This window comes from Vibrio lamellibrachiae, assembly GCF_050337265.1.
Lineage (GTDB): Bacteria > Pseudomonadota > Gammaproteobacteria > Enterobacterales > Vibrionaceae > Vibrio > Vibrio kyushuensis.
This window is the reverse complement of the sequence record NZ_JAKJSU010000005.1, coordinates 713,435-734,860: the sequence shown is the minus strand read 5'-3', so window position 1 is coordinate 734,860 and position 21,426 is coordinate 713,435. Positions and strand designations below refer to the sequence as shown.

General features: G+C 44.5%; 19 protein-coding genes. 10 read left to right on the top strand and 9 right to left on the bottom strand.

Translation table 11 applies throughout. The annotated features are described in order from the left end of the window. Positions 1–124: 124 nt before the first annotated feature. The 4 genes from L4C54_RS08885 to L4C54_RS08870 form a co-directional block, all read right to left on the bottom strand. Complete coding sequence (locus tag L4C54_RS08885) at positions 125–1,129, bottom strand: dipeptide epimerase (protein ID WP_428807897.1); 1,005 nt, start codon at positions 1,127–1,129, stop codon at positions 125–127. A 9-nt stretch (positions 1,130–1,138) separates the two neighbouring features. Next, positions 1,139–2,137, bottom strand: coding sequence for an N-acetyltransferase DgcN (gene dgcN / locus L4C54_RS08880; protein ID WP_428807896.1), 999 nt, complete (start codon positions 2,135–2,137; stop codon positions 1,139–1,141). Between the two features lie 110 nt (positions 2,138–2,247). Further along, positions 2,248–3,120 carry a LysR family transcriptional regulator gene (locus tag L4C54_RS08875; protein WP_428807895.1) on the bottom strand — a complete coding sequence of 291 codons (873 nt, stop codon included), beginning with the start codon at positions 3,118–3,120 and terminating at the stop codon, positions 2,248–2,250. Positions 3,121–3,254: 134 nt separating this feature from the next. Next, entirely contained in the window at positions 3,255–4,160 is a 906-nt protein-coding gene (locus L4C54_RS08870) for a LysR family transcriptional regulator (RefSeq protein ID WP_428799562.1), read from the bottom strand. A 137-nt stretch (positions 4,161–4,297) separates the two neighbouring features. On the opposite strand from L4C54_RS08870, the gene L4C54_RS08865 reads away from it, so the two are divergent. Then, positions 4,298–4,747 (top strand): DoxX family protein, encoded by a 450-nt coding sequence (locus L4C54_RS08865; RefSeq protein ID WP_428799563.1) that lies wholly within the window; start codon positions 4,298–4,300, stop codon positions 4,745–4,747. A gap of 51 nt (positions 4,748–4,798) precedes the next feature. Next, positions 4,799–5,623 carry a DODA-type extradiol aromatic ring-opening family dioxygenase gene (locus L4C54_RS08860; RefSeq protein WP_428807894.1) on the top strand — a complete coding sequence of 275 codons (825 nt, stop codon included), beginning with the start codon at positions 4,799–4,801 and terminating at the stop codon, positions 5,621–5,623. Between the two features lie 103 nt (positions 5,624–5,726). Here the strand turns inward: L4C54_RS08860 and L4C54_RS08855 are convergent, their stop codons facing one another. After that, positions 5,727–6,173 carry an acyl-CoA thioesterase gene (locus L4C54_RS08855; RefSeq protein WP_428807893.1) on the bottom strand — a complete coding sequence of 149 codons (447 nt, stop codon included), beginning with the start codon at positions 6,171–6,173 and terminating at the stop codon, positions 5,727–5,729. Positions 6,174–6,387: 214 nt separating this feature from the next. Between L4C54_RS08855 and L4C54_RS08850 the strand changes: the two genes are divergently transcribed. Further along, positions 6,388–8,025 (top strand): sensor domain-containing diguanylate cyclase, encoded by a 1,638-nt coding sequence (locus tag L4C54_RS08850; RefSeq protein WP_428807892.1) that lies wholly within the window; start codon positions 6,388–6,390, stop codon positions 8,023–8,025. Positions 8,026–8,108: 83 nt separating this feature from the next. Here L4C54_RS08850 and L4C54_RS08845 read toward each other — a convergent pair whose 3' ends face one another. Next, on the bottom strand, positions 8,109–9,002 hold the full coding sequence (locus tag L4C54_RS08845; protein ID WP_428807891.1) for an EamA family transporter: 894 nt from the start codon (positions 9,000–9,002) through the stop codon (positions 8,109–8,111). 145 nt (positions 9,003–9,147) lie between these two features. Here L4C54_RS08845 and L4C54_RS08840 point away from each other — a divergent pair, with 145 nt between their 5' ends. Next, a complete protein-coding gene (locus L4C54_RS08840) occupies positions 9,148–10,533 on the top strand; it encodes an aminotransferase-like domain-containing protein (protein WP_428807890.1) in 1,386 nt (461 codons plus the stop codon). A gap of 114 nt (positions 10,534–10,647) precedes the next feature. Here the strand turns inward: L4C54_RS08840 and L4C54_RS08835 are convergent, their stop codons facing one another. Both L4C54_RS08835 and L4C54_RS08830 read right to left on the bottom strand, forming a co-directional pair. Continuing rightward, positions 10,648–11,964 (bottom strand): amidohydrolase, encoded by a 1,317-nt coding sequence (locus L4C54_RS08835; RefSeq protein WP_428807889.1) that lies wholly within the window; start codon positions 11,962–11,964, stop codon positions 10,648–10,650. Between the two features lie 251 nt (positions 11,965–12,215). Continuing rightward, complete coding sequence (locus L4C54_RS08830) at positions 12,216–14,222, bottom strand: alkyl/aryl-sulfatase (RefSeq protein WP_428807963.1); 2,007 nt, start codon at positions 14,220–14,222, stop codon at positions 12,216–12,218. Between the two features lie 284 nt (positions 14,223–14,506). Between L4C54_RS08830 and L4C54_RS08825 the strand changes: the two genes are divergently transcribed. From L4C54_RS08825 to L4C54_RS08800, 6 genes are all read left to right on the top strand, one after another. Then, positions 14,507–15,403, top strand: coding sequence for a LysR family transcriptional regulator (locus L4C54_RS08825; RefSeq protein WP_428807888.1), 897 nt, complete (start codon positions 14,507–14,509; stop codon positions 15,401–15,403). 374 nt (positions 15,404–15,777) lie between these two features. Then, positions 15,778–16,332, top strand: a complete 555-nt coding sequence (gene ectA, locus L4C54_RS08820) for a diaminobutyrate acetyltransferase (RefSeq protein WP_428807887.1) — start codon at positions 15,778–15,780, stop codon at positions 16,330–16,332. Positions 16,333–16,342: 10 nt separating this feature from the next. Next, positions 16,343–17,608: a diaminobutyrate--2-oxoglutarate transaminase gene (ectB, locus tag L4C54_RS08815; protein ID WP_428807886.1), complete on the top strand. Its 1,266-nt coding sequence runs from the start codon at positions 16,343–16,345 to the stop codon at positions 17,606–17,608. A 26-nt stretch (positions 17,609–17,634) separates the two neighbouring features. Further along, entirely contained in the window at positions 17,635–18,021 is a 387-nt protein-coding gene (locus tag L4C54_RS08810) for an ectoine synthase (protein ID WP_428807885.1), read from the top strand. Between the two features lie 185 nt (positions 18,022–18,206). Continuing rightward, the gene (locus L4C54_RS08805; protein ID WP_428807884.1) at positions 18,207–19,007 is read left to right on the top strand and encodes a helix-turn-helix domain-containing protein; all 801 of its coding nucleotides are present in this window, start codon (positions 18,207–18,209) and stop codon (positions 19,005–19,007) included. Positions 19,008–19,084: 77 nt separating this feature from the next. Beyond that, the gene (locus L4C54_RS08800; protein WP_428807883.1) at positions 19,085–19,717 is read left to right on the top strand and encodes a LysE family translocator; all 633 of its coding nucleotides are present in this window, start codon (positions 19,085–19,087) and stop codon (positions 19,715–19,717) included. A 128-nt stretch (positions 19,718–19,845) separates the two neighbouring features. Here L4C54_RS08800 and L4C54_RS08795 read toward each other — a convergent pair whose 3' ends face one another. Beyond that, a complete protein-coding gene (locus L4C54_RS08795) occupies positions 19,846–21,363 on the bottom strand; it encodes a protein adenylyltransferase SelO (protein WP_428807882.1) in 1,518 nt (505 codons plus the stop codon). Positions 21,364–21,426 lie beyond the last annotated feature (63 nt).

Here is a 21,426-nt window from a genome sequence, read left to right as displayed (position 1 = left end):
GGCTTTTTCTTCTATCTTCTATGTAGGTAGAAATGGGTAGAAAGCTATTTTACAAAACTATCAGTGAAAAACCACTCTCAGCGACAAGCATAACTTGTAACGAAGAGTGGCTAAGCGGCTGAAGCTATTCGGTTGCAGATTGGGCCATTGGCACCAGAATTTGACCTGATTGATATTCCAACCCATTGATTTCTGGCACGCCTAATAATACAGGACCGTCTAAATCAACAACCTCAGCTCTTGTTGCAATGGGTAACGCGGCTTTCATCGCGATGGATGTTCCTAGCATACAACCAACCATGATACTCAATCCTTGCTGCCTAGCTTGGCGCTCCAGATTGAAGGCTTCTGTTAGCCCGCCTGTCTTGTCGAGCTTGATGTTGATCATTTCATAGCAGCCTAAAAGTGCAGGGAGATCTGCTGAAACATGGCAGCTTTCATCGGCGCACAGTGGAATAGGGTGCTCGATATGACGCAAACATTCATCTTCCCCTTTCGGGACAGGCTGTTCAATCATGGCCACTTGATAACCAGCTAATTCGTTAAAGAGCGACTCTAACGGTAACCCTAACCATGCTTCATTAGCGTCTAAAATTAATTTGGCTTCTGGGGCTGCGCCACGCACGGCAGCAACACGCTCGATGATTTGTTCACTGTCCAATTTCACCTTTAGAAGTGTCGCTCCTAACTCTACATAGCCTTTCGCCTGCTCTGCCATCGCTGATGGAGAGTCTATAGAGACTGTCATTGCGGTTTCAATTTGTGAGGAAACATCAAAATAAGGGCTTGGGAATGTACTCTCTGCTTGTAGAGCCGAAAGCTGCCATAGTGCACAATCAATTCCATTACGAGCAGCGCCAGCGTGGACTTCATCTTGCAGTAATTGCTTAACTTCATCAGCACTCGGTGGAGACGCTAGAGATTGCATTTTGTTGGAAAACTGATTGATTTGTTCTATGACGGATTTCACTGACTCGCCATAACGCGCATAAGGCGTACACTCACCAACAACCGTTGTTTCACCATGCTCTATCGCGACACGCACGACATCAAGGTGAGTACGAGTTCCACGAGCAATACTAAACGGTCTCGCGAGTTTAATGGCTACGTGTTGAGCGGATATTTTCATGCGACTCTCCTAAACAAGCTGATCGATAATGCTTTCTACACTAAATCGTACTGGGTCGGTAACCGGAAGTTTATAGTGTTCACTCCACTGCGCACAAAGCTCTCTGGCTTCATCTTCTGTGAGACTAGAAGTATTTAAACAGATGCCGACCACAGATGCATTAGGGTTGGTCAATCTTGCCGCTTGTTGATTAGCTGAAATAGTCTGTTCAATCGTGGGTAGTTTAGCGTGAGGAAGGTGTCGGATATGTTGGCGACCTATCTCATGGCACAGTACCATTGCATCTGGTTGTGCGCCATGCAAAAGCCCCATACTCACACCCGCAAATGAGGGATTAAATAGTGAGCCCTGACCTTCGATAATATCCCATTCATGATCCGTAAAATCTGGGCTTACCGCTTCAACGGCACCTGATATAAAATCGGCAACCACGGCGTCAATAGAAATGCCGCTACCTTGAACCAAAATACCGGTTTGTCCGGTTGCTTTAAATTGGGCATTAACGTTACGCGCTTTAAGCGCTTTCTCTATTGCAAGAGCAGTAAACATTTTACCAACAGAGCAGTCTGTCCCCACTGTTAATAAGCGTTTACCAAGGCGCTTTTTACCTGACCCAACATCTAGGGGCTCGTCAAAATGACGTACATCATGCAAGCGGGTTTTCCCTGCTTCTTTTAGTGCTTGTAAAGGATCTAAGTCAGACAACCTTTGGTGCATTCCGGACGCAATTTCAAAGCCCATTTCAGCCGCCGTAGTGAGTGTCTCTTGCCAGCTTTCAGGGATCACGCCACCCGCATTTGCCGTACCAATCACCAATGTTTTGGCGCCTTGAACTTGCGCTTCTTGCAAGGTTAAGTCGTTCAACCCTAATGACACTGTTTCTTCGGTCAAACGGAGTTGTCCAACGCAAACATGAGGTCGCCATTGATGAATACCGCGCGCTGTTTTAGCGGCTAGTGGATCAGTAACATCACCAAGAAAAAGTAAATAAGGTTGAGAGATAGACATAAGAATCCTTGCGTTATAGCCATTAACAGTTGAAGTGTCAGCTTAAGCAATACTGCCCGCCGTGCCGAATACCTATCTATTAATAGCCTATAACGTTAGGTTATATCTGGCTAGGAAATCGCCTCTTTTAACTGCTGAATGAATTGCTGCGCGGTGATGGAAAGGGGCTGATGTTCGGCATGTAAAATCGAGACATGCAAAGGAATAGTGGGTTCTAGTTGTAGGATCTGAACCTCTTTTGAATGTTGATACTGCTGCGCCGTCCATGGATCTACAATCGCTGATCCTGCTTTGTGTCGAACCAACTCTGCGGCAGCACTGTAGCTTCGCACTGAAATTTGGTGATGGTAGTCAGGAGCCGCACGCCCGATAGCTTGATGCAATAACTGCCCAAGCGGATCACGAGGATCCAGACCGATAAGTGGCAATGAATCTTCCAGTAACTCTGTCAGAGTAATGGTTTTTTTCTCTTGAACCATCGGCGTTAGCGTCACCATACAACGGGTCAATAGCCTTTCATGGTTGACGGCTGCTGGTGCGTCGTCGCCAAAACAGACGGCAACATCCAATTCGTTTTTGAGCAGTGACTGGCACAGTTCATCACGATTCGCTGTCGACAGTTCAACAGACAAGTTTTTATCGTCACATAGAGCAGAGATAATAGGGCTGAGTAAAGCGCTGGCCAGAACAGGAGGCGCACCAACTCTTAGGTGCAAGTTTCCTTTTTTTACCTTGTTGGTTAAGGAGCGAAACTGGCCTAATTGTTGATAGATGCGTTCGGCTTCAGGTAACAGGGTTTTCGCTTCTTGGGTCGGTACTAAGCGACCTTTGACACGGTCAAACAACTGAAAACCAAGCTGCATTTCGGTATGAGACAGGACTCTTGTCACATTGGGTTGAGAGACATGGAGGTTTTTGGCCGCTCCCGAGATCGTTCCCGCTTGCATAATGGCATAAAAAATTTCGAGTTGTCTCAGGTTCATTACGATTCAGTCCTTAAAGTCACGATTTCATTCTATTACAGCCGAAAATTGAAAGCTGTAGCTGAACACTAAATTCAAACTATCTGATGGGTGAAGTGGTTGTTGTCCATTGCTGTGTATGTAAGCCACTGCGTTTATTCTTCCTCATCCCAATAGGGAGTATCTCCAAAGTAACCGCTGACAAAATCAATAAAGGCGCGTGTTTTTACAGGCAAAAATTGGCGGTTAGCGTAGATAAGGTATAACCCAATCGGTTTTGGTTGATGCTCGGGTAAGAGCTTAATTAGCTGACCACTCTTAATCGCATCTCCGGCGATAAAGGTCGGCTGGATGGCGATTCCGCCCCCCCAAATTGCAGTATTAACCAATAGGTCTCCATTATTGGCAGTAATTGCGCAGCGAAGGTTTCTATCTGACACACTTGTTCCGAGTATGTTCATCACCAAGTTTTGATCGGCATACGAATAGTTTAGAAAGTCATGTTCTGCGAGATCTTCCTGCGTTTTCGGTGTGCCGTGTTTCTGCAAGTAATCAGGGGAGGCTAACAGGGCAATCTGAATGTCGGTGATCCTTTTAGCGATGATGGTTTCACTTTTTAAATCACCGATTCTAAGAGCGACATCAACCCCTTCTTCGACGATATTGACCTTGTGATCGGTGAGATTCAAATCGATTTTCACTTCAGGATAACGCTGTTGAAAGTCGATGAGCAGCTTTGGCAAATGACGATGACCAAAAGACATTGGCGCGTTGATGGTCAGAACGCCTGCCACTTTTTGGTGCCAATCGCCTAAAGAGTTTTCCATTTCATTAATATCACTCAGCACTTGAGCACATCGAATGGAATAGAGGTGGCCCGCTTCGGTTAGATTGATTTTACGTGTGGTTCGATGTAGTAACCGAGTTTGAAGATTATCTTCGAGTGCTGAAACGTACTTACTGGCCAGTTGTGGTGAGATTCCCCGTTTCTCGGCCGCTTTAGAGAATGCGCCTTCTTGGACCACCGACATGAAGGTTTTCATCATTTCTAGTTTATCCATACGTCACCTTTATAAACACTGTGTTGATAATTATTCAATGTTAGCGTTATTTATCAATAAATACACTTCAATTAATCTAGCTACATCAACACGAACCTTCATAACAATAACGTCGAAGTCCAAAAAGGAATAGAGCCATGAATACTCAACTAATCAACAAAATATTTAACTCAAACAATAGCTTTGCACCACTTCTTCTTCGCCTACCACTAGGCCTAATTTTGATGGGTCACGGCGCTCAGAAACTCTTTGGTTGGTTTGGAGGCTACGGGTTAGAAGCCACAGGGCAATGGATGGCGAGCATTGGTTACACCCCCGGTTTTCTAATGGCATTACTGGCTGGTAGTGCAGAATTCTTTGGTGGGTTGGCATTGGCAATCGGCGTGTTAACGCGTCCAGCCGCAATTGTCAGCGCATTCACTATGCTGATGGCCATGATGGTACATATCGGTAACGGCTTGTTCTTAAGCAACAACGGCTACGAGTTTGCTCTTATCTTGCTTGCATCTACGTTATTCCTTGCTGTATCTGGCGCAGGTCGCGTATCAGTCGACAAACTCATCAGCGCCAAGCTGGCTAAAGCCTAAGCATTAACCAAAGCCTAATTGATTAAGACGTGGGCAATAAAGGAGATGAGCATGAATACTAACAAACAACCGGCGTATTTTATTTCCCACGGGTCACCGATGCTGGCGATAGACAACAGCGAAACGGCTCAGTTTTTACAGACGCTCGGCCAGACAGTTAGTAAACCTAAAGCTATCGTTGTGTTCTCCGCACACCTAGACACACAGGACTCTATTACGATTACATCGGCGAAAAATCCGACATTGATTTATGACTTTTACGGTTTTCCTGCGCCTTTATATGATATTCAATATCCAGCATCGGGTGATCCTAAGTTGGCACAAAGAATAGATTCGATGATTCGTAAAACAGGGCTGTCCTCTCAATTGGATTCTCAGTTAGGGTGGGACCACGGAGTCTGGATACCATTGAACTTGATGTTCCCATTAGCGGATGTTCCAGTGGTGCAGGTGTCAATCAGTAGCACTCTTGGCCCTGAAGTAAACTACTTATTAGGTCAAGCGTTAGCCCCATTGCGAAACGAAGGTGTCATGTTGATTGGGTCGGGAGGCATTAGCCACAACCTTCGAGAGCTATCAAGTATTCGACCAACGCCGAACCGTGAGGGGAAGGTGAAAGAGTTTACTTCGTGGATAGCTAAAAAACTGAGTGAAGGCGATCACCCATCGTTACTCAACTATCTCGATGATGCACCGTACGCTCAGTTTAATCACCCGACACAAGAGCATTTTTTGCCACTACTAGCAGTGCTGGGCAGTACTTTAGATGAGACTGGCAGCTCAGAGAAAATGGCTAACTCGAGCGATATGGTTCAGCGGCTGCATAGCGGTGTACAGCATGAAATACTGGCAATGGATGCTTATCAGTTTGGTTAGTTGAATATTATCGTAGATTGAATCTTAATGTAGATTGAAACTAACCAACTTTCTGATTCACTCTGTAAATAAGAATGAGCGGGAATGTTTCCCGCTTGGCATCTCAATCGACAGATTGATATGTCGCCTCTTCTAAATTAATAATCGATTTTCGTATCTCTTCTGGCAGTTCCGCTTTAGCGTTGATTTTAAAATTAAACATCACGCACGTAGCTTGGCCGACGGTACTAATTTTTCCTAACTTCTTACTGGCGATATGATATTCCATCGTAAATCGGTCAGATTGAATATCCGTAACTTTAGTGCCAATTAATAGCGTGTCAGGGTAGGTAATCGGAAGCTTATAGCGACAGTTCGTTTCACCGAGAACGGGGCCAACTTGGCTTTGCGCAATATCCACAAGCAGACCAATCTTTTCGAAGTACTCTAGCCGAGCTGATTCAAAATAACGAAAATAGACGGCATTGTTAACGTGCTGTAGAGCGTCCATCTCCCCCCACGCGACTGGGATTTCAGTGATAACGGGAAACCCTTCCAATAAATTGTCCATTGCTGTTCCTTGCTTAGATTATTAATTGAGTTTTTATTCTAAATTGTATTTTTGCCGCTAGGTGATTGTTGTTAATGAAATGTGATCTTCGATTGAAGCAGCTTATTGCAGAAGCGTTATAAGGGCGCTACTTAACCAAGTGTTTCAACGTCGTCTAAGCTCCATTCTCTGCTAGATTTAAGAGAGTCGATACAATTGAAGTAGGGGGCAGTGAATGATATTAACGGCTAGAGTCGTTTTGCTACCTGCGTCCATTTTAATCGTGCTTGGTATTCTCGGCTTGGTTATGATTGACCAGCAATTACGTGGCAGTATGGCGTCAAGAGTAGAACATGAATTACATCGACTGGCCGAGTCATCATTGGTTACTCTAGAGGAGGTCAATCGTCCTTTATCTATCGTCTATGTAGACCCTGTATCTAAGCGTCTTGGTAAGGCTGGTCAAGCGAGAATCACCTTTGTGGACGCTTTCGGTGTCGTCTCCGGAGACTCGAACGTTGAAGCTGGTGCTGTGGAATCGATGTCAAACCACCTTGATCGAAATGAGTTTGTTGATGCGAAGAGCGTGGGCTGGGGTCAGGCTATCCGATACAGTGAAACGCTAAGAAAAGACTTCTTCTACGTTGCTGTTTATCGGCCAATAGAGATTCAGGGAGAAAAAATTTACTACTATGCTCGTGCTTCGGTGTCATCCGATGTACTTAAACATCAAATTACTCAAATGCGAATGGCGCTGCTTTCGATATTGTTGGCGGGGGTGATTCTCATCAGTGCTATCGCTTTCTTGATTGTTCGTCGAGCTGCACTGACCACATTAATGCGTCAAGCTTCGTTAGAAAAAGAAGTGAATGATAAAACTGCAGAGATAGAACGGATGCACGAATTGGATTCACTCCTTAATGCGTGCAGTGATTTGAACGATGCGAGCAAAGTGGTCGGTAAGATTATCCCCACATTGCTCAATAATACATCGGGTGCAATTTCGGTTTACAAATCGTCACGAAATCAACTGAAAATGCAGCTTTTCTGGGGGAGGATCTGGGGGGATAGCCTCTATTTCAATTCTGATCAATGTTGGGCTCTGCGTAAAGGACATGAACACCTATCACGGCTTGACTCATCGCAAGTCGAATGTGAGCATTTCACTCAGCCAAAAGATAGGGCGAACTTGTGTATACCGTTGCTAGCTCATGGTGAAACCATAGGAGTAATGCACGTTCTAAAAACTCAATTTGAAGAGGATGACCTGACTATAGCTAAGGCAATTTCGAAGCGCTTAGCGATGTCGATTGCCAACATTGATCTAAAAACTAGTTTGCGGAAAATGGCTTTTAAAGATCCATTAACGCATCTGTATAACCGACGATATCTGTATGAAACTCTTGAACAATGGGTCTCGCTTTCACACAAGAAACAGACTGAGATCGGTATCATTATGATAGATCTCGATCACTTCAAACAGCTGAATGACAATTATGGACATGACGCGGGTGATAAAGTTCTTAAAGGTATATCTCGTTACTTACTTGAAGCAACGCGGGCTAGTGATATTGTTTGCCGTTATGGTGGTGAAGAATTTTGTATTGCTATTCCAGATATCACAGCCGAAGAGCTTATCCAAATGGCGCAAAAGTTGTGTGAAGAAATGGCAGTGGTGTCGATTGAAATAGGCAGGACGCAAAGCCTTAACGTAACTAGCTCAATGGGTGCTTCAATTTTTACGAACAAGTGCAGCTCTATTGAAAATACGATTAGCGAAGCCGATGAAGCTTTGTACAACGCAAAAGAAGAAGGACGAAACTGCGTCCGGTTCTCTAGTTTTTTGAACAATAAACTAACCAAGTCTGGTTGAACCGAACAGGGATCCCATTACTAATTGAGAAAGTGAACGCATACGATCATCCCCATGATTAGCATGCGTTCTTATCCCGTTTACTACTTTACGGTAGCCGGTATTGAAGCGACAGAATGCGAAGATTTTGTTGGTCTCACTATCAAACTGATTCCGACCAGAAATAGGCTACATGCAACAACCTGAGCTGTCGATAATGTCTCTTCGAAAATCACAAAGCCACTTAATAATGCGAATACAGGAACCAATAGACTCAGCGGTGCAACGGTACTGATTGGGTAGCGGATCAGCATTTTGTTCCAGACCCAATAGCCAAACAACGTGGTTGGGTAGGCTTGGAAACCAACGGCTAAGGTCGTGTTCCAGGTCCAGTGCTGTATTGAATCCCAAAGTACCTGTTCACCATGGATAAAAATAGCCAGTAGAAGAAGTGGCAACGGCGCAACCAACATCCCCCATACGTTAAATACGAAAGCATTTTTGGTTTTCGATGCTTTGACGATTAAGCCAAAGGCGGTCCAAGAGACGGCGGAAATAGACACCAAAAATAGCCCGAACCCAGTGACGTTACCATTGGTGAACGCGATTGAAATGACGAGTGCAATCGTTGCGATAAGAGCGCCGATGAGCTTACGAGTAGGCAAACTCTCTTTGAGAATGAAAACACCGACCGTCATACCAATTAATACATTGGTTTGAAGTAGCACTGATGACATCCCAGACGAGAGCCCTGCGGTAATTGACCAAGAGGCCATTCCCCAAACGCCAACACCAAAAAGCAGTCCATAACTAATGACATAGCGCCATGGCACATCTGGTTTTGGAATAAAGAAAACCACGGGAATAGCGGCGATGGCGAAGCGAGCTGCCGTTGAAACCAGTGGGTTCACATCTGAAACCCCAAGCTTGATCATTGAAAAGTTAAACCCCCAAATGATCATCACAGTAATGCTGAGTAATAAATCCGTTCTGTTCATAATGCTCTCCCTTGTTTGTAACGGCCCCTCCGTTGAAAATGAGTATCTCTTGAATCACAATTAGGATACAGATACAATTTTTTACAATTAAAGCAGTACAGTTTGCTGTCTGTTGCGTTAACACAAGCGGTGAGTCTAAAAAACTATGAGTCTATATAAGAGATTGGCAAAACAGTTTATTGATGACATTCAATCTGGTCAGTTAGCCCAAGGCAGTCGGCTGCCGTCACTGCGTCAACTATCCAAACAGCACTCGGTGAGCCTATCGACGGCGGTGAGTTGTTATCAAGAGCTAGAGTCAATGGGGTGGATCACCGCTCGGCCTCAGGCAGGTTATTATGTTAGTCAAAAGTCATCACCTCACTCGACGCCTAACTGGGCAGCGTTTAAAAGCCGAGTGTCCACCCCCTCATCAAACTCTCCGGTCTATTCTCAATTCAGTGGCCCGCTAGGTGTTTCTAATTCAGATATCACTGACGGTACGGCGTTAGAGTTGGAACGCAGTTTTCGGCGAGTGATGAAGCGAATGGGAAAACGACTGACACGCTATCCGGAGTTCCAAGGAGAGTTACTGCTTAGAGATGCGTTATCCCATCATTTCTCAAAGCAAGGTATCCATTTTCAGTCACAAGATCTAGTGATCACCTCTGGGTGCTTGTCAGCTATCAAAGCAGCGCTAGAGTCTTGCAGCCATGAAGGTGATGCCATTGCGATAAGCTCACCCTGCTTCAATGGAATCATTGAACTGCTCGGCCAGATGTCTCGTAAGATTGTTGAAATACCATCGTTGGAAGACGGCATCGACTTAGACCAATTGGAAACACACTTTCAGCAGGGGAATGTTCGCGCTGGAATATTTTGTACATCTCATATGAACCCGCAAGGGATCACCATGTCGACGCAGCAAAAGCAGCGCTTGGCAATAATGGCAAACCAATATCGGATTCCCGTGATTGAGGATGACGTGTACGTTGAGCTCTCTTACTCTGATCACTACCCTTTACCCGCCAAATATTACGATACCGATGGCTATATTTTATGGTGTGGCTCGATCTCAAAAAGCTTATCACCCAGCTATCGATTAGGGTGGTGTTTACCGGGACGTTATCTTGATAAATACCGGAGTCGGTTTGGTTCGGGCTGTTATGGCGTCGCAATTCCGCTTCAATTAACGATTGCTGATTTTATTGAATCAGGCCATTACGCAAAACACCTCAAAAGAAAGCGTTACGATTTGCTGACGTATCGTATTGACTACCTCAATTACTTGTCTAAACACTTGTCGGCAGAGGCATTGATCAGTGATTCGCAGGGTGGATTGGTTCTATGGCTACAAATACCGGGTTTGGATGGGGAAAAATTGGCTCGTGACGCCATTCAGCAACAGCTTGATATTAGGGTAGGCCAGACGTTCACGACGCTCGATTTCTATAAGGATTGTGTCAGAATCAATATCGGTCACCCGCTGCAAGGGCAAGCCAAAACAGACTTGCAGCTATTGATTGATCTAATTGAACAAAATCTGAGTTAAGGAGAGAGCACAAGGATGGATAGGGAAGACCGTTAACCCGTCACTAATAGACGGGTCAATAGTTATGGATCAGGGTTAATAGTTAAGGATCTCAGCTTTAATACTGCCCTTAGCTTAATCTAGAAACTCCATTACCACGGAAGTGAGTGCGGCAGTGCCTGTCGGTACAGCGCCTTGCTCAACCACGAATCTTGGATTGTGGTTGATGACTTCAGGCATTTTACCTTCATTGATGAATCCATCCCAAACGGCTTTTTTGGCTGCGCCGACTTCAACGTAAACAATTGGTACCTCAGGGTATGGATGAGACAGCATATGGAAATCTTCAGAGCCCATCACTGGCGGGAACCCTGCGTAAACGCGCTCTGCTCCTAGTGCCTCTTTCATTGCATTCGCGGCAATTTCACTTTCTGCTACAGGGTTGATCACAGGCGTAGAATAGCCTTTCATTTCGTAGCTAGGCATTTTGTCTTCAGACATACCGTACATGCGAGCAACGTTATCAGTGACATCTTTGATGCCCTTTAGCATCGCGTCTCGCTCTTGAGTGCGATACCAGCGTAAGTTTAGTTTTAAGGTTGCGCTATCAGGAATGATATTGTTTTCAGAGCCCACATCAATCGCGCCAACGGTGAGTACCGCGGGCTCACCTTGGTCGGTCATGCGAGAGATGATGGTTTGGTAACCCATGACCGACATCGCTGCCATCACGACAGGGTCTTTCGCTGTGTGAGGTGTTGAACCATGACCACCGACGCCTTGGATGGTGACATCAATTTGGTCTGTCCCTGCCATTCTTCGGCCATCACTGATCGCAACAGCCCCTTCAGGAAGGACAGGATGCGTGTGACCCGCAATCAAAATATCAGGAACAGGGACTTTGTCGTATAGGCCGTCTTCAACCATGGCAGTGGCACCCATGATCATCTCTTCTGCTGGTTGAGCCACCAAAATAACCGTACCCTGCCATTCGTCTTTTCGTTCGACTAACTGTTTTGCCATGCCAATCAACCAAGTGGTATGTGCATCGTGACCACAGGCGTGCATCGCCCATATGTCATTTCCAAAGCGGTCAACGCTCATTGTTTGAGATCGGTAATCTAGGTCTGTCTGCTCTTTGATTGGTAGGGCATCCATATCTGCTCGAAACATAACCGTCGGCCCATCACCATTTTTCATGATGCCTGCAACGCCAGTACGTGCGATACCTTCATGAACTTCAAAACCAAGCTCTTTTAGTTCAGTTGCAACCAGTTCAGCGGTTTTAAACTCCATGAACCCAATCTCAGGGTTAGCATGAAGGTGTTCAAAGATTTCAACAAGTCGAGGAGTGTCGTCTTCAACTGACTCCAAAATAGTCGATTCAGATGCCAAACCAACACCACTCCATAGGCCAGTTGTAATGATTAAAGTAAGCAGTGATTTCTTCATGGTTAACCCTCAATGAGTTGTAATAGTCAGGTAACTAGACGCTTGGCCTAGGCTGAAAGGTCGATTTACACTCAATATACAAAATAGGATTAGTCAGGTTAAATCACGTGTGATGGATCGAATCCTCACATTGCTTTAAGGGGGGCAGAGGTGTTGAATTGAATACTGTGATTTTGTTTCGTCATAAAAAAGCCACAGACTCAAAGGAGCTGTGGCTTAATCGTTTTATTCAACAGAGTTTGGGTTATTCGTTACTCTTTGATAAGAGGAAGAATATCAAACTTACGGTTTGGCTGTTCCATTGCTCCTTGAAGCGCTTGAACGTTCGCTGCTTCACCAGAGAATCCTGCCATACCCGTTTCAAGTAGCTTACCTAGCGTCACTTGCTGAAGCAGTACGTTAGAGAAATCCGCTTTGTGGATGAAGAAAGTCGTATCCGCATCTAGCTGTTTGTCTGTTTGTACCGTTGTCATGTTGCCGTTTGATACTTCAGTGTAGAAGAACTCATTCGTATCTGGATGAACGGTCGTCAATGTGAAGTCCAGACCAGCTTCGATGGCTTTCACTGAATTTACACGAACTGCGAACATATCAAAGATTTTAGCCGTTGGAGCGTTAGCAATGATGTCGGCAGACATTTGATCCACACCGTCTTTCACTTCATTTGTACGTAGTTCAACTGCACCTTGTAGGTAGCTGTTACGCCATGCCATTGTTTCTGACTGGTAACCTTGCTGTTCAAAACTATCAGCCAGTGCGTTACGGAATGTTTCGTTGGCTGGGTCACACTGAACAAGGTCATTAAACAGCTGTGACGATTGTTGGTAACGACCCGCTTCAAAGTGAACCATACCGGCATTGTATAGCGTATCTGCGCCTGCTGCTTCAACATAAGTACATGACTTGTCGATAGTTGTCAGTGGGTTTGTGTTCACTGGGTTCATGTCATGGTAACCCAAGTACAGGTTAACAACAGCGCGAGCATTGTGGCTGTATGAGCCGTGGTAACCATTGGTGTGCCATGTATTAAACTGCACTTCAGGGATGATTTTTTCAATTTCACGGCCCACATCGTTAATCGTTACACCGTTGTTGGCCAAACGCATTGACTGGTTGTGAATGAAGCCGTAGTTATCACGTTGAAGCGTGATGTACTCATTGATGGCTTCTGTTTCCCAAACAGGTGCTGAGTGAGATGAAGTCAGTGCTTCGATACGGTCACCGTAAGCAATCTTGATTTCAGTTAGGTACTTAGTCCAAGCAAGAGAGTCACGTACTTTTGCGCCACGGAACGTATAGATGTTGTGCATGCCGTGGTAGGTTAATTCACCCGTAAAGAGCGTTTTGTACTCTTCAACCCACGTTAGGATTTCAACTGGAGCTTCTGCGCCTGGTACGTTAGTAAATTCAAACGTTAGGCCATCAATTTTGTGTTGCTCAACTTTATCAACGATTTCAAAGTTAGGCGTGATAAGTGTTAGGCCACCTTTGGTGCCTTTCGTTAGGCCGATAGCCATGTCAACTTGACCACGAGCGTTTAAGCCAAGAGTCGTGCCGTATTGGTAGTCAGTACGACGTGACATGGCATTACCCGCAACCATGTTTTCATCAGCAAGCGCGGCTACAAAACCTTCAGGAGCTATGATTTTTACATCTTCAGCAAAATCAGCTTCCAGACCTCGAACGCCTCCAAAGTGGTCACCATGCGGGTGAGAATAGATCACCGCGTGAATAGTGTGAGGTGCTGGAAGGTGCAATTTAGCGAATTCCCACGCATCTTTCGTTGTATCGTCAAGTAGGCCTGGATCGTTGATTACGTAGCCTGTTTCTGTACGAAATACTGTGATGTTAGAAACGTCACTACCGCGGATCTGGTAAACACCTTCAACGACTTCATAAAGGCCTTGAGCTTGATAGTTCATCAGGCCTTGGCGGAAGATAGAAGGGTTCACTGTGTCAGGGTATTGCTCTGGGTTAACATTTTGCATGAAATCAATGAATGGAATACGCGCTAAGCCTGCATCGTGGTCGCCAAATGAAGCGATAAGGCCACGTTTTTGCTCTTCAAATGCCGTGCGGTTTTTAAAGGGAAGGCGCTCGGCTAGTTGACGGTGGGCTTCAATCGTATGTTCAGTCGCTGCATTACCTTTGTAGCGTGCCATTTCATAAGCGTCGAAGTGCTCATGATCGTGTGATTGCGCCGCAACATTTAAAGACAGTGTACTTAGAATAGCGATAGATAGAGTCGTATTTCGCATCATTGTTTCTCTCAAATATAAGTAACAAGTAGTGGTATGTATCGGCCCCTTCGCAGATTCATTTTCTGCTTGGCCTTTACCGTTGTCGATAGAATACTCCTGCCCTCAATGCTCTCCAATAAACCAGACTTTAGTTAAAACATGAATAAATCGTATGTTTAATTTATATTTGGCTTAATTATTTTGTATATGAATTATGATTAATTGACCTGATGTTTGATCTGTATCACTAATGAATATTCGGAAATAGATACTTTATAAGCTCAATTAAGGTAAGAGTTGCTATGGAAAACAGATTTGATTTTAATTTGCTGGTTATTTTTCTAGAGGTCTATCAACAGCGTTCGATCACCTTGGCGGCCGACTCGTTAGGTCTTACGCAGCCAGGTGTGAGTTACGCTTTGAAGCGATTACAAAAGACTTTGGGTGTTGAGCTGTTTGTGCGTGAAGGTAGAGGGATCTCGCCAACATTAAGTGCGATACAGTTAGCGAACCAAATTTCACCAGCGTATAGCACAGTTAACGATGCGATCAGTAATGTGTCAGGTTTTGACAAACAAACGCCGCGCTCTTTTCTTGTGCACGTTAATGAATCGATGATGAATCTTTTGTTGCCTTTGACACTTCAAGATACTGATATGGGCAATTGTGAAATCGAATTTAGGCTAACGCCAGACAGTGAAGATGAACTGCTACAACAACTTAATCTACAAAAAGCAGACTTGGCGATCGATATTGGGAGCCTTCCGAGTCAATCCTACAACAGTGAGTTTTTCTTCCAAGAAGAAGCAACATTGGTGTGTAGCAAAGAGCATCCCCGTATTCAAGGTACAATTACTCGCCAGCAGTTTTATGAAGAGAAGCACATTACGTCGAAACTACGACGAGGAGACTTAACGGTTTTGGAGTATATTTCTGATGAGGTAATGTCTGAACGAAAAGTAAGCTGTGAATGTAGTTCACTGGTTTCACTTATGGGGTTGGTTTCTGAGAGTGATTGCTTAGGGATAACCTCAACCAGTATCGCCAATAAATACTCAGAGAAATTAGGTCTTCAATGCTTAACGCCACCAATAAAAAGCAAACCCGTCGTCCACAATATGATGTGGCATAAACGCAACGAATTTCATCCCGCTCATGTTTGGTTGCGCCATAAACTCACTTCTCTGATTGCTAATTGAAGCTAAATTTACGTCTTTGCCCTTTCATTTAGTCCTTATTTTTCATCTTAATATTTCATGTCTTTTTTATTCAGTTTCTAACGCTCATAAATTCTTAAAACACGGTGTTGTATGAGCGTCTTATCTTGCGTTTTATTCGTGATGAAAACGGGCGAAAACTATCTTATTTATGCACTATAAAAGAGCGTTTCTAGTGAGTGCATAATGAAAATAGATTAGAGTTCTAACCATTTTGTTTTGAGTTAATTGCCGCTATATGTTGATCAAGATCGCAAAAATTGGTGTTTGTTTTACCAATGTTTGATTTTGGTCTCCTAATATGGACGATAGTGTTCAAAAGATTTGTTTAGAGTTCAAAGGAAATGTATCTACATATGATCGCATCAGCACCTTGGGTTATGTACCCAGAGATAGGTGAAGACCCTATTAAAAAATGGACTTTTTTTGAGCCTAAAGCTGAAGACGGAGATGATGTTTATAGCTTGATTGCTTCGTGTCCCCCCCTCGACGTTAACTCGTCATATTGTAACTTTCTTCAATCAACGCATTTTAGCCAAACCTGTGTTCTTGCACGATGCGATGGTGACATTGCAGGCTTTATTTCCGGCTATCGAAAACCAGATGAACCCAATACTTTGTTTGTTTGGCAAGTGGCCGTTTCTCCTCGATATCGAGGTAAGGGTTTGGCGTATAGCATGCTAGAGGAGTTATTGAATAGGGATATTCTTAGCGACGTAGATGCTGTGGAAACCACGATCACTGAAGAAAATGATGCGTCTTGGGCACTGTTTAAAAAACTGGATAAATGCAATGGGGAGCGTGGTGAAGTCAGCACATTTCTCGATGAAAAAACACACTTTAAAGGAAAGCACGATACCGAATATTTGTATCAGATTCCCTTAATTCAATTACCTAAAAAAGGAATATAAACCGTCTATCATGGATATTTTTAGCAAGCAAGAATCTAAAGTACGTTCATACTCGAATAGCTTCCCAGTTGTCTTTAAAAAAGCGAAAGGGTGCTGGCTTGAGACCAACAAAGGTGAGCGTTACTTAGACTTTCTTGCCGGTGCGGGATCACTTAATTACGGCCACAATAATCCTATTCTCAAACAGGCATTACTTGAATATATCGAGATGGATGGGATCACTCACGGTCTTGATATGCACTCAAGCGCAAAGGCGAGCTTCTTAACGGCACTTGAGCAACATATTCTTAGCCCTCGTGACCTTAAGTATAAAGTCCAATTCACAGGCCCTACAGGAACCAATGCGGTTGAAGCGGCCCTTAAACTGGCACGTAAAGTTACTGGTCGTAGTTCCATCGTTGCGTTTACCAATGGTTTTCACGGCTGTACTGCTGGGGCTCTTGCTGCCACAGGTAATCAGCACCACCGCCAAGGGGCGGGGATGAGCCTTAACAATGTCACGCGAATTCCTTTTGAGGGTTATGCGGGCATTGACGGTCTTAAGCTTTTTGAAACTATGCTTGCTGATAACTCTGCGGGTATGGATAAACCAGCTGCTGTGCTTCTTGAAACGGTTCAAGGAGAGGGCGGATTAAACGTGGCGTCGAATGAGTGGCTTCAACGCCTGAGCGAGATCTGTAAGCAAAACGATATATTGCTGATCGTTGACGATATTCAAGCAGGCTGTGGCCGAACTGGCACGTTCTTTAGCTTTGAACCTTCGGGCATCAAGCCTGATATGGTGACGCTGTCTAAATCTATTGGTGGTTACGGCTTGCCTATGGCGGTGGTATTGCTAAAACCTGAGTTAGACATTTGGCAGCCGGGCGAACATAACGGCACATTTAGAGGAAACAATCATGCCTTTGTCACTGCTGCGAAAGCTCTAGAAATATATTGGTCTGATAATAAATTTGAAGCGCATATTACTCAATGTTCAAACACCGTTTCAGCGGTTATTGAACGCTGTATTACCCGTCACCCTAAACTGTTTGTTCAGCAAAAAGGTCGAGGCATGATGATTGGCGTTGAATGCGTCAATGGTGATCTGTCGAGTGAGATTGCTAAGGTCTGTTTTGATAACGGTATGGTGATTGAAACCGCTGGCCCTGATGATGAGGTGGTGAAATTTTTCTGCCCGCTAACCATCACGAGTTCAGAGCTTGAACAAGGCTTAAGCATTTTTGAAAATGCGGTTGAACTTGTTGTCGCTAAGCACTTTAAAAAAGCATCTTAAAAAGAATCCAAGTTAAGGAAAATAGAATGATTGTAAGAACGCTGGATGAGTGTCGCGACAGTGATCGAAGAGTAGCATCAGAAACTTGGGAAAGCGTTCGTATGCTACTCAAAGATGACAAGATGGGTTTCTCTTTCCATATTACGACCATCTTTGAAAATACAGAGTCTCACATTCATTATCAGAACCACCTAGAGTCGGTTTACTGCATGAGCGGTGAAGGTGAAATTGAAGTGATTGGTGGTGAAACTTACCCAATCAAACCGGGTACGCTGTACATATTAGATAAGCACGATGAGCATTACCTAAGAGCGTACAAGGATAAAGAGATGGTTATGGCGTGTGTCTTTAATCCGCCAATTACCGGAAAAGAGACGCACGATGAAAATGGTGTTTATCCGTTGGTTGATTAATTTTTGAACTTTGTGATACTAATATAAAGCGAGTAGGACAGGTGTTCTGCTCGCTTTTTGCTTTGTTACACAGTCTCAACTTATGGTGTGAATGGTATGTCCACCCACGTCAGAGAGGGTAAAGAACCTTTCTGTAGCTCAAGTTTTTCGATTTAATGGATTACTCTAAGGATTGGAGGATAGATTTGGAAACATCGAAAATATGGCGAAACGAAACGTTTTCAGGTGTAGAGCTTTTGTCCGCAAGTTACACCACGTTTGAGTTTTCCAAACATTGGCACGACGAATTGGCGATAGGCATTATCGAAGAGGGTGCTGAAGGCCTGCTCTATCGTGGAAGTAATCTAATCATACCCAAGCACCATATCGTCGCGATCAACCCTTCTGAAGTTCACACCGGATTTTCAGGTGGTTCTGATGGTTGGCGCTATCGAATGTTCTACTTCAATCTTGAAGAGTTGGCTCATCAATTTGCTAACCATGGCATGCCAATTAACCCGATTATTGAACGTCCACTGATCTTTGATGAAGCACTGTTTGATGAATTATTGCAGCTTCACATATCGTTAGAACAGTCAGCCTTTGAGTTGAGCAAAGAGTCGTTCTACATACTGGCACTTGAGAAGCTGTTTACTCGCTACGGCTCTGCGAGGGAAGATAAAGCGTATAGCGTTTGTAACCAAAGCAGTTATTTAGCGAGAGACTTTATACGCGATAATTTTGATTCCAACCCTTCTCTGACTGAATTAGAACAAGTCTCTGGTTGCTCAAAGTTTCAATTGATTCGAAGCTTTAAAGCCGTATTTGGTATTACTCCGCATCAATACCTTCTTTTGATAAAAGTGAAGCAGGCCAAAGCGCTGCTAGCGCAAGGCTCAAGTTGTGTCGACGCTTCGCTAGCCTGTGGCTTTTATGATCAAAGCCATTTTACGCGTAATTTCAAAAAGGCGTTTGGCATCTCCCCGTCGAACTATCGAGCTCGATAAACCCTATCGTCAATTTTGTACAAGATCTCACATGCCGGATTGATTACTGTTTCATTTCTTTTTCAAGGAGGTGAAATATGAGTCTGTTTTTGACGTGGTTGGGGGTAATGTTCCCTCTGGTGTTTAGCCCTGGCCCTGCCAACATCGTGTTTGCGGCATCAGGTGCTAAGGTAGGTGTTAAGCGCTCTGTAGCCCTAGTGGCTGGCGTAGATTGCGTGTTCATTATTAAGTCGGTCATTATTGGTTATGGGCTAGGGGAAGTTGTTCAATCTCACCCAAGCGTCATGAATGTGATGCAGTTGGTCGGCGCAAGTTATCTCGTTTATTTAGCGGTAAAGTTCATCAAATCGAGCGGTTCAGACTATGACAAGTCATCAAAGGAGCTGAGTTTCTTTGATGGACTGATCATTCAGCTATTAAACAGCAAAGGCTGGCTGATGGTTTTTCTGATGTTCACTCTGTTCTCAGCACAGTCTCAGGAAGCGTTTGGCGGATATGGCATTGCGGTCTTGATTGTTTGGCTGGCGATTTTGAATATTTCGACGCACTTTCTCTGGGTGTCAATTGGCGAAGGCCTGGCTAAAATCTCCAGTAATCCAATGTATGAAAAGTCGCTAAATCTCTTTTATGCGGGCTGTTTACTCGTGGTCAGCCTCTGGCTAATGCTTGATAACCCGATGATTAAATCTTGGTTGGTGCAAAGTAGTTAAGGGACAGAGTCAATTGAAGTCGTGGGTGATGTTTCAGTTAATTTGGTGAAAACTGAATTAACTGAAACATTGGTGAGCTTTTAAACTCACCGATGAACGACGACTAACCTAGTGGTAGTTCAGTGCAATTAAGTGCCACAAAACGTTCGATAAGGGCCAAGATTGCTTGGCGTAGGCTGTGCGTACTCTTCACAATCATCTTGTACTTCAAATGGGTTCATCAGTACAGCCAATAATCGTTCAAAGGGTTGGAAGTCATGGTGCTGCTCAGCAGCCGATAATGCTTCTTCCACTTTGTGATTTCGTGGGATATACGCTGGGTTGTGGGTGTTCATTAACGTAACCCTTTCTGCGCTTGATATTTCACATGTTTCAAGCCGTTCTAGCCACTTAGTTTGCCACTCTTCCCAACGTTCAGTTTGAGTAAAGAGAGCGATAGTTTTGCTTGAATCGCCACTGGCAGCATTGGATAAAGAACGGAATAAATTGGTAAAATCGACCTTCTGTTCTTTGAGTATTGTGAGCAGTTCTTGAACGAGCTCGTAATCCCCATCCTCTTGATTGCTTATGCCAAGTTTGGATCGCATACCGTCAAGCCAAAGGCCTTGATAACATGCTAAAAATTCGTGAAGCGTGTTAGTGGCAAGTTCAACGGACTCTTCTTCATCTTCTGAAATAAGGGGCAGCAGAGCCTCAGCTAAACGAGCCAGATTCCACTGGGCAATATGGGGTTGATTACGGTAAGCGTAACGACCCTCGGCATCAATAGAACTGAAGAGCGTATTGGGGTCATAGTGATCCATAAATGCGCATGGACCATAATCGATAGTTTCACCGGAAATAGTGGTGTTGTCGGTATTCATTACACCATGAATAAAGCCCACCAGTTGCCACTTGGAAACAAGCTCAGCTTGGCGCTTACAGATAGATTTCAGTAACTGGAGATATGGGTTTTCGGATGCTTTGGCTTCAGGGTAGTGACGCTCAATGGTGTAGTCTGCGAGTTGCTTAAGCTTACCTTGATCATCGTTGGCGGCAATATACTGGAATGTGCCTACGCGGATATGGCTTGCCGCAACGCGAGTGACAATAGCGCCTATTGCGGGTTGATTACGCCAAATTTGTTCGCCTGTCGTGACCGCTGCTAACGCTCTCGTTGTGGGAATATTAAGTGCGTGCATCGCTTCCGACACGAGATATTCACGCAATACTGGCCCGATAGCTGCTCTGCCATCACCTGAGCGAGAGTAGGGTGTGCGGCCAGAGCCTTTAAGCTGAATGTCTTTACGCAGGCCTGCGGTATCGATAACCTCGCCGAGAAGCAGCGCTCTACCATCCCCCAGTTGTGGGTTGTAATGACCAAATTGATGCCCTGCATACACTTGGGCGATCGGATCTGCTCCAGCAATTGGCAGGTTGCCAGAGAACACTTGAGCCAGTTGTTCGTCATCGGTCGATTGAATGTCGATATTTAATGACTCAGCTAGCGAGTCATTAAATTTGATGAGTACCGGAGAAGGTGCGGGTTCGGCACTTTGTTGATGATAGAAACCAACCATATCTCGTGCATAACTGTTATCAAACGGAACATGGAATGTGGCTCTATTTTCTGAAGTGACATATTGGTCTGTTTTATTTTTGGCCACGGTAACATCCTATCTGTTGGCAGTAATTATTTGTTTCAATGAGCAGGTGTACACTTTCAATTG

Bases quoted from the DNA above. Each gene is read 5' to 3' on its own strand.
- ectA (WP_428807887.1), top strand. From the start codon at position 15,778: ATGATCGCATCAGCACCTTGGGTTATGTACCCAGAGATAGGTGAAGAC.
- L4C54_RS08835 (WP_428807889.1), bottom strand. From the start codon at position 11,964: ATGAAGAAATCACTGCTTACTTTAATCATTACAACTGGCCTATGGAGT.
- L4C54_RS08855 (WP_428807893.1), bottom strand. From the start codon at position 6,173: ATGGACAATTTATTGGAAGGGTTTCCCGTTATCACTGAAATCCCAGTC.
- L4C54_RS08825 (WP_428807888.1), top strand. From the start codon at position 14,507: ATGGAAAACAGATTTGATTTTAATTTGCTGGTTATTTTTCTAGAGGTC.
- L4C54_RS08875 (WP_428807895.1), bottom strand. From the start codon at position 3,120: ATGAACCTGAGACAACTCGAAATTTTTTATGCCATTATGCAAGCGGGA.
- L4C54_RS08850 (WP_428807892.1), top strand. From the start codon at position 6,388: ATGATATTAACGGCTAGAGTCGTTTTGCTACCTGCGTCCATTTTAATC.
- ectB (WP_428807886.1), top strand. From the start codon at position 16,343: ATGGATATTTTTAGCAAGCAAGAATCTAAAGTACGTTCATACTCGAAT.
- L4C54_RS08870 (WP_428799562.1), bottom strand. From the start codon at position 4,160: ATGGATAAACTAGAAATGATGAAAACCTTCATGTCGGTGGTCCAAGAA.
- L4C54_RS08885 (WP_428807897.1), bottom strand. From the start codon at position 1,129: ATGAAAATATCCGCTCAACACGTAGCCATTAAACTCGCGAGACCGTTT.
- L4C54_RS08860 (WP_428807894.1), top strand. From the start codon at position 4,799: ATGAATACTAACAAACAACCGGCGTATTTTATTTCCCACGGGTCACCG.
- L4C54_RS08845 (WP_428807891.1), bottom strand. From the start codon at position 9,002: ATGAACAGAACGGATTTATTACTCAGCATTACTGTGATGATCATTTGG.
- L4C54_RS08840 (WP_428807890.1), top strand. From the start codon at position 9,148: ATGAGTCTATATAAGAGATTGGCAAAACAGTTTATTGATGACATTCAA.
- dgcN (WP_428807896.1), bottom strand. From the start codon at position 2,137: ATGTCTATCTCTCAACCTTATTTACTTTTTCTTGGTGATGTTACTGAT.
- L4C54_RS08830 (WP_428807963.1), bottom strand. From the start codon at position 14,222: ATGCGAAATACGACTCTATCTATCGCTATTCTAAGTACACTGTCTTTA.
- L4C54_RS08865 (WP_428799563.1), top strand. From the start codon at position 4,298: ATGAATACTCAACTAATCAACAAAATATTTAACTCAAACAATAGCTTT.
- L4C54_RS08800 (WP_428807883.1), top strand. From the start codon at position 19,085: ATGAGTCTGTTTTTGACGTGGTTGGGGGTAATGTTCCCTCTGGTGTTT.
- L4C54_RS08810 (WP_428807885.1), top strand. From the start codon at position 17,635: ATGATTGTAAGAACGCTGGATGAGTGTCGCGACAGTGATCGAAGAGTA.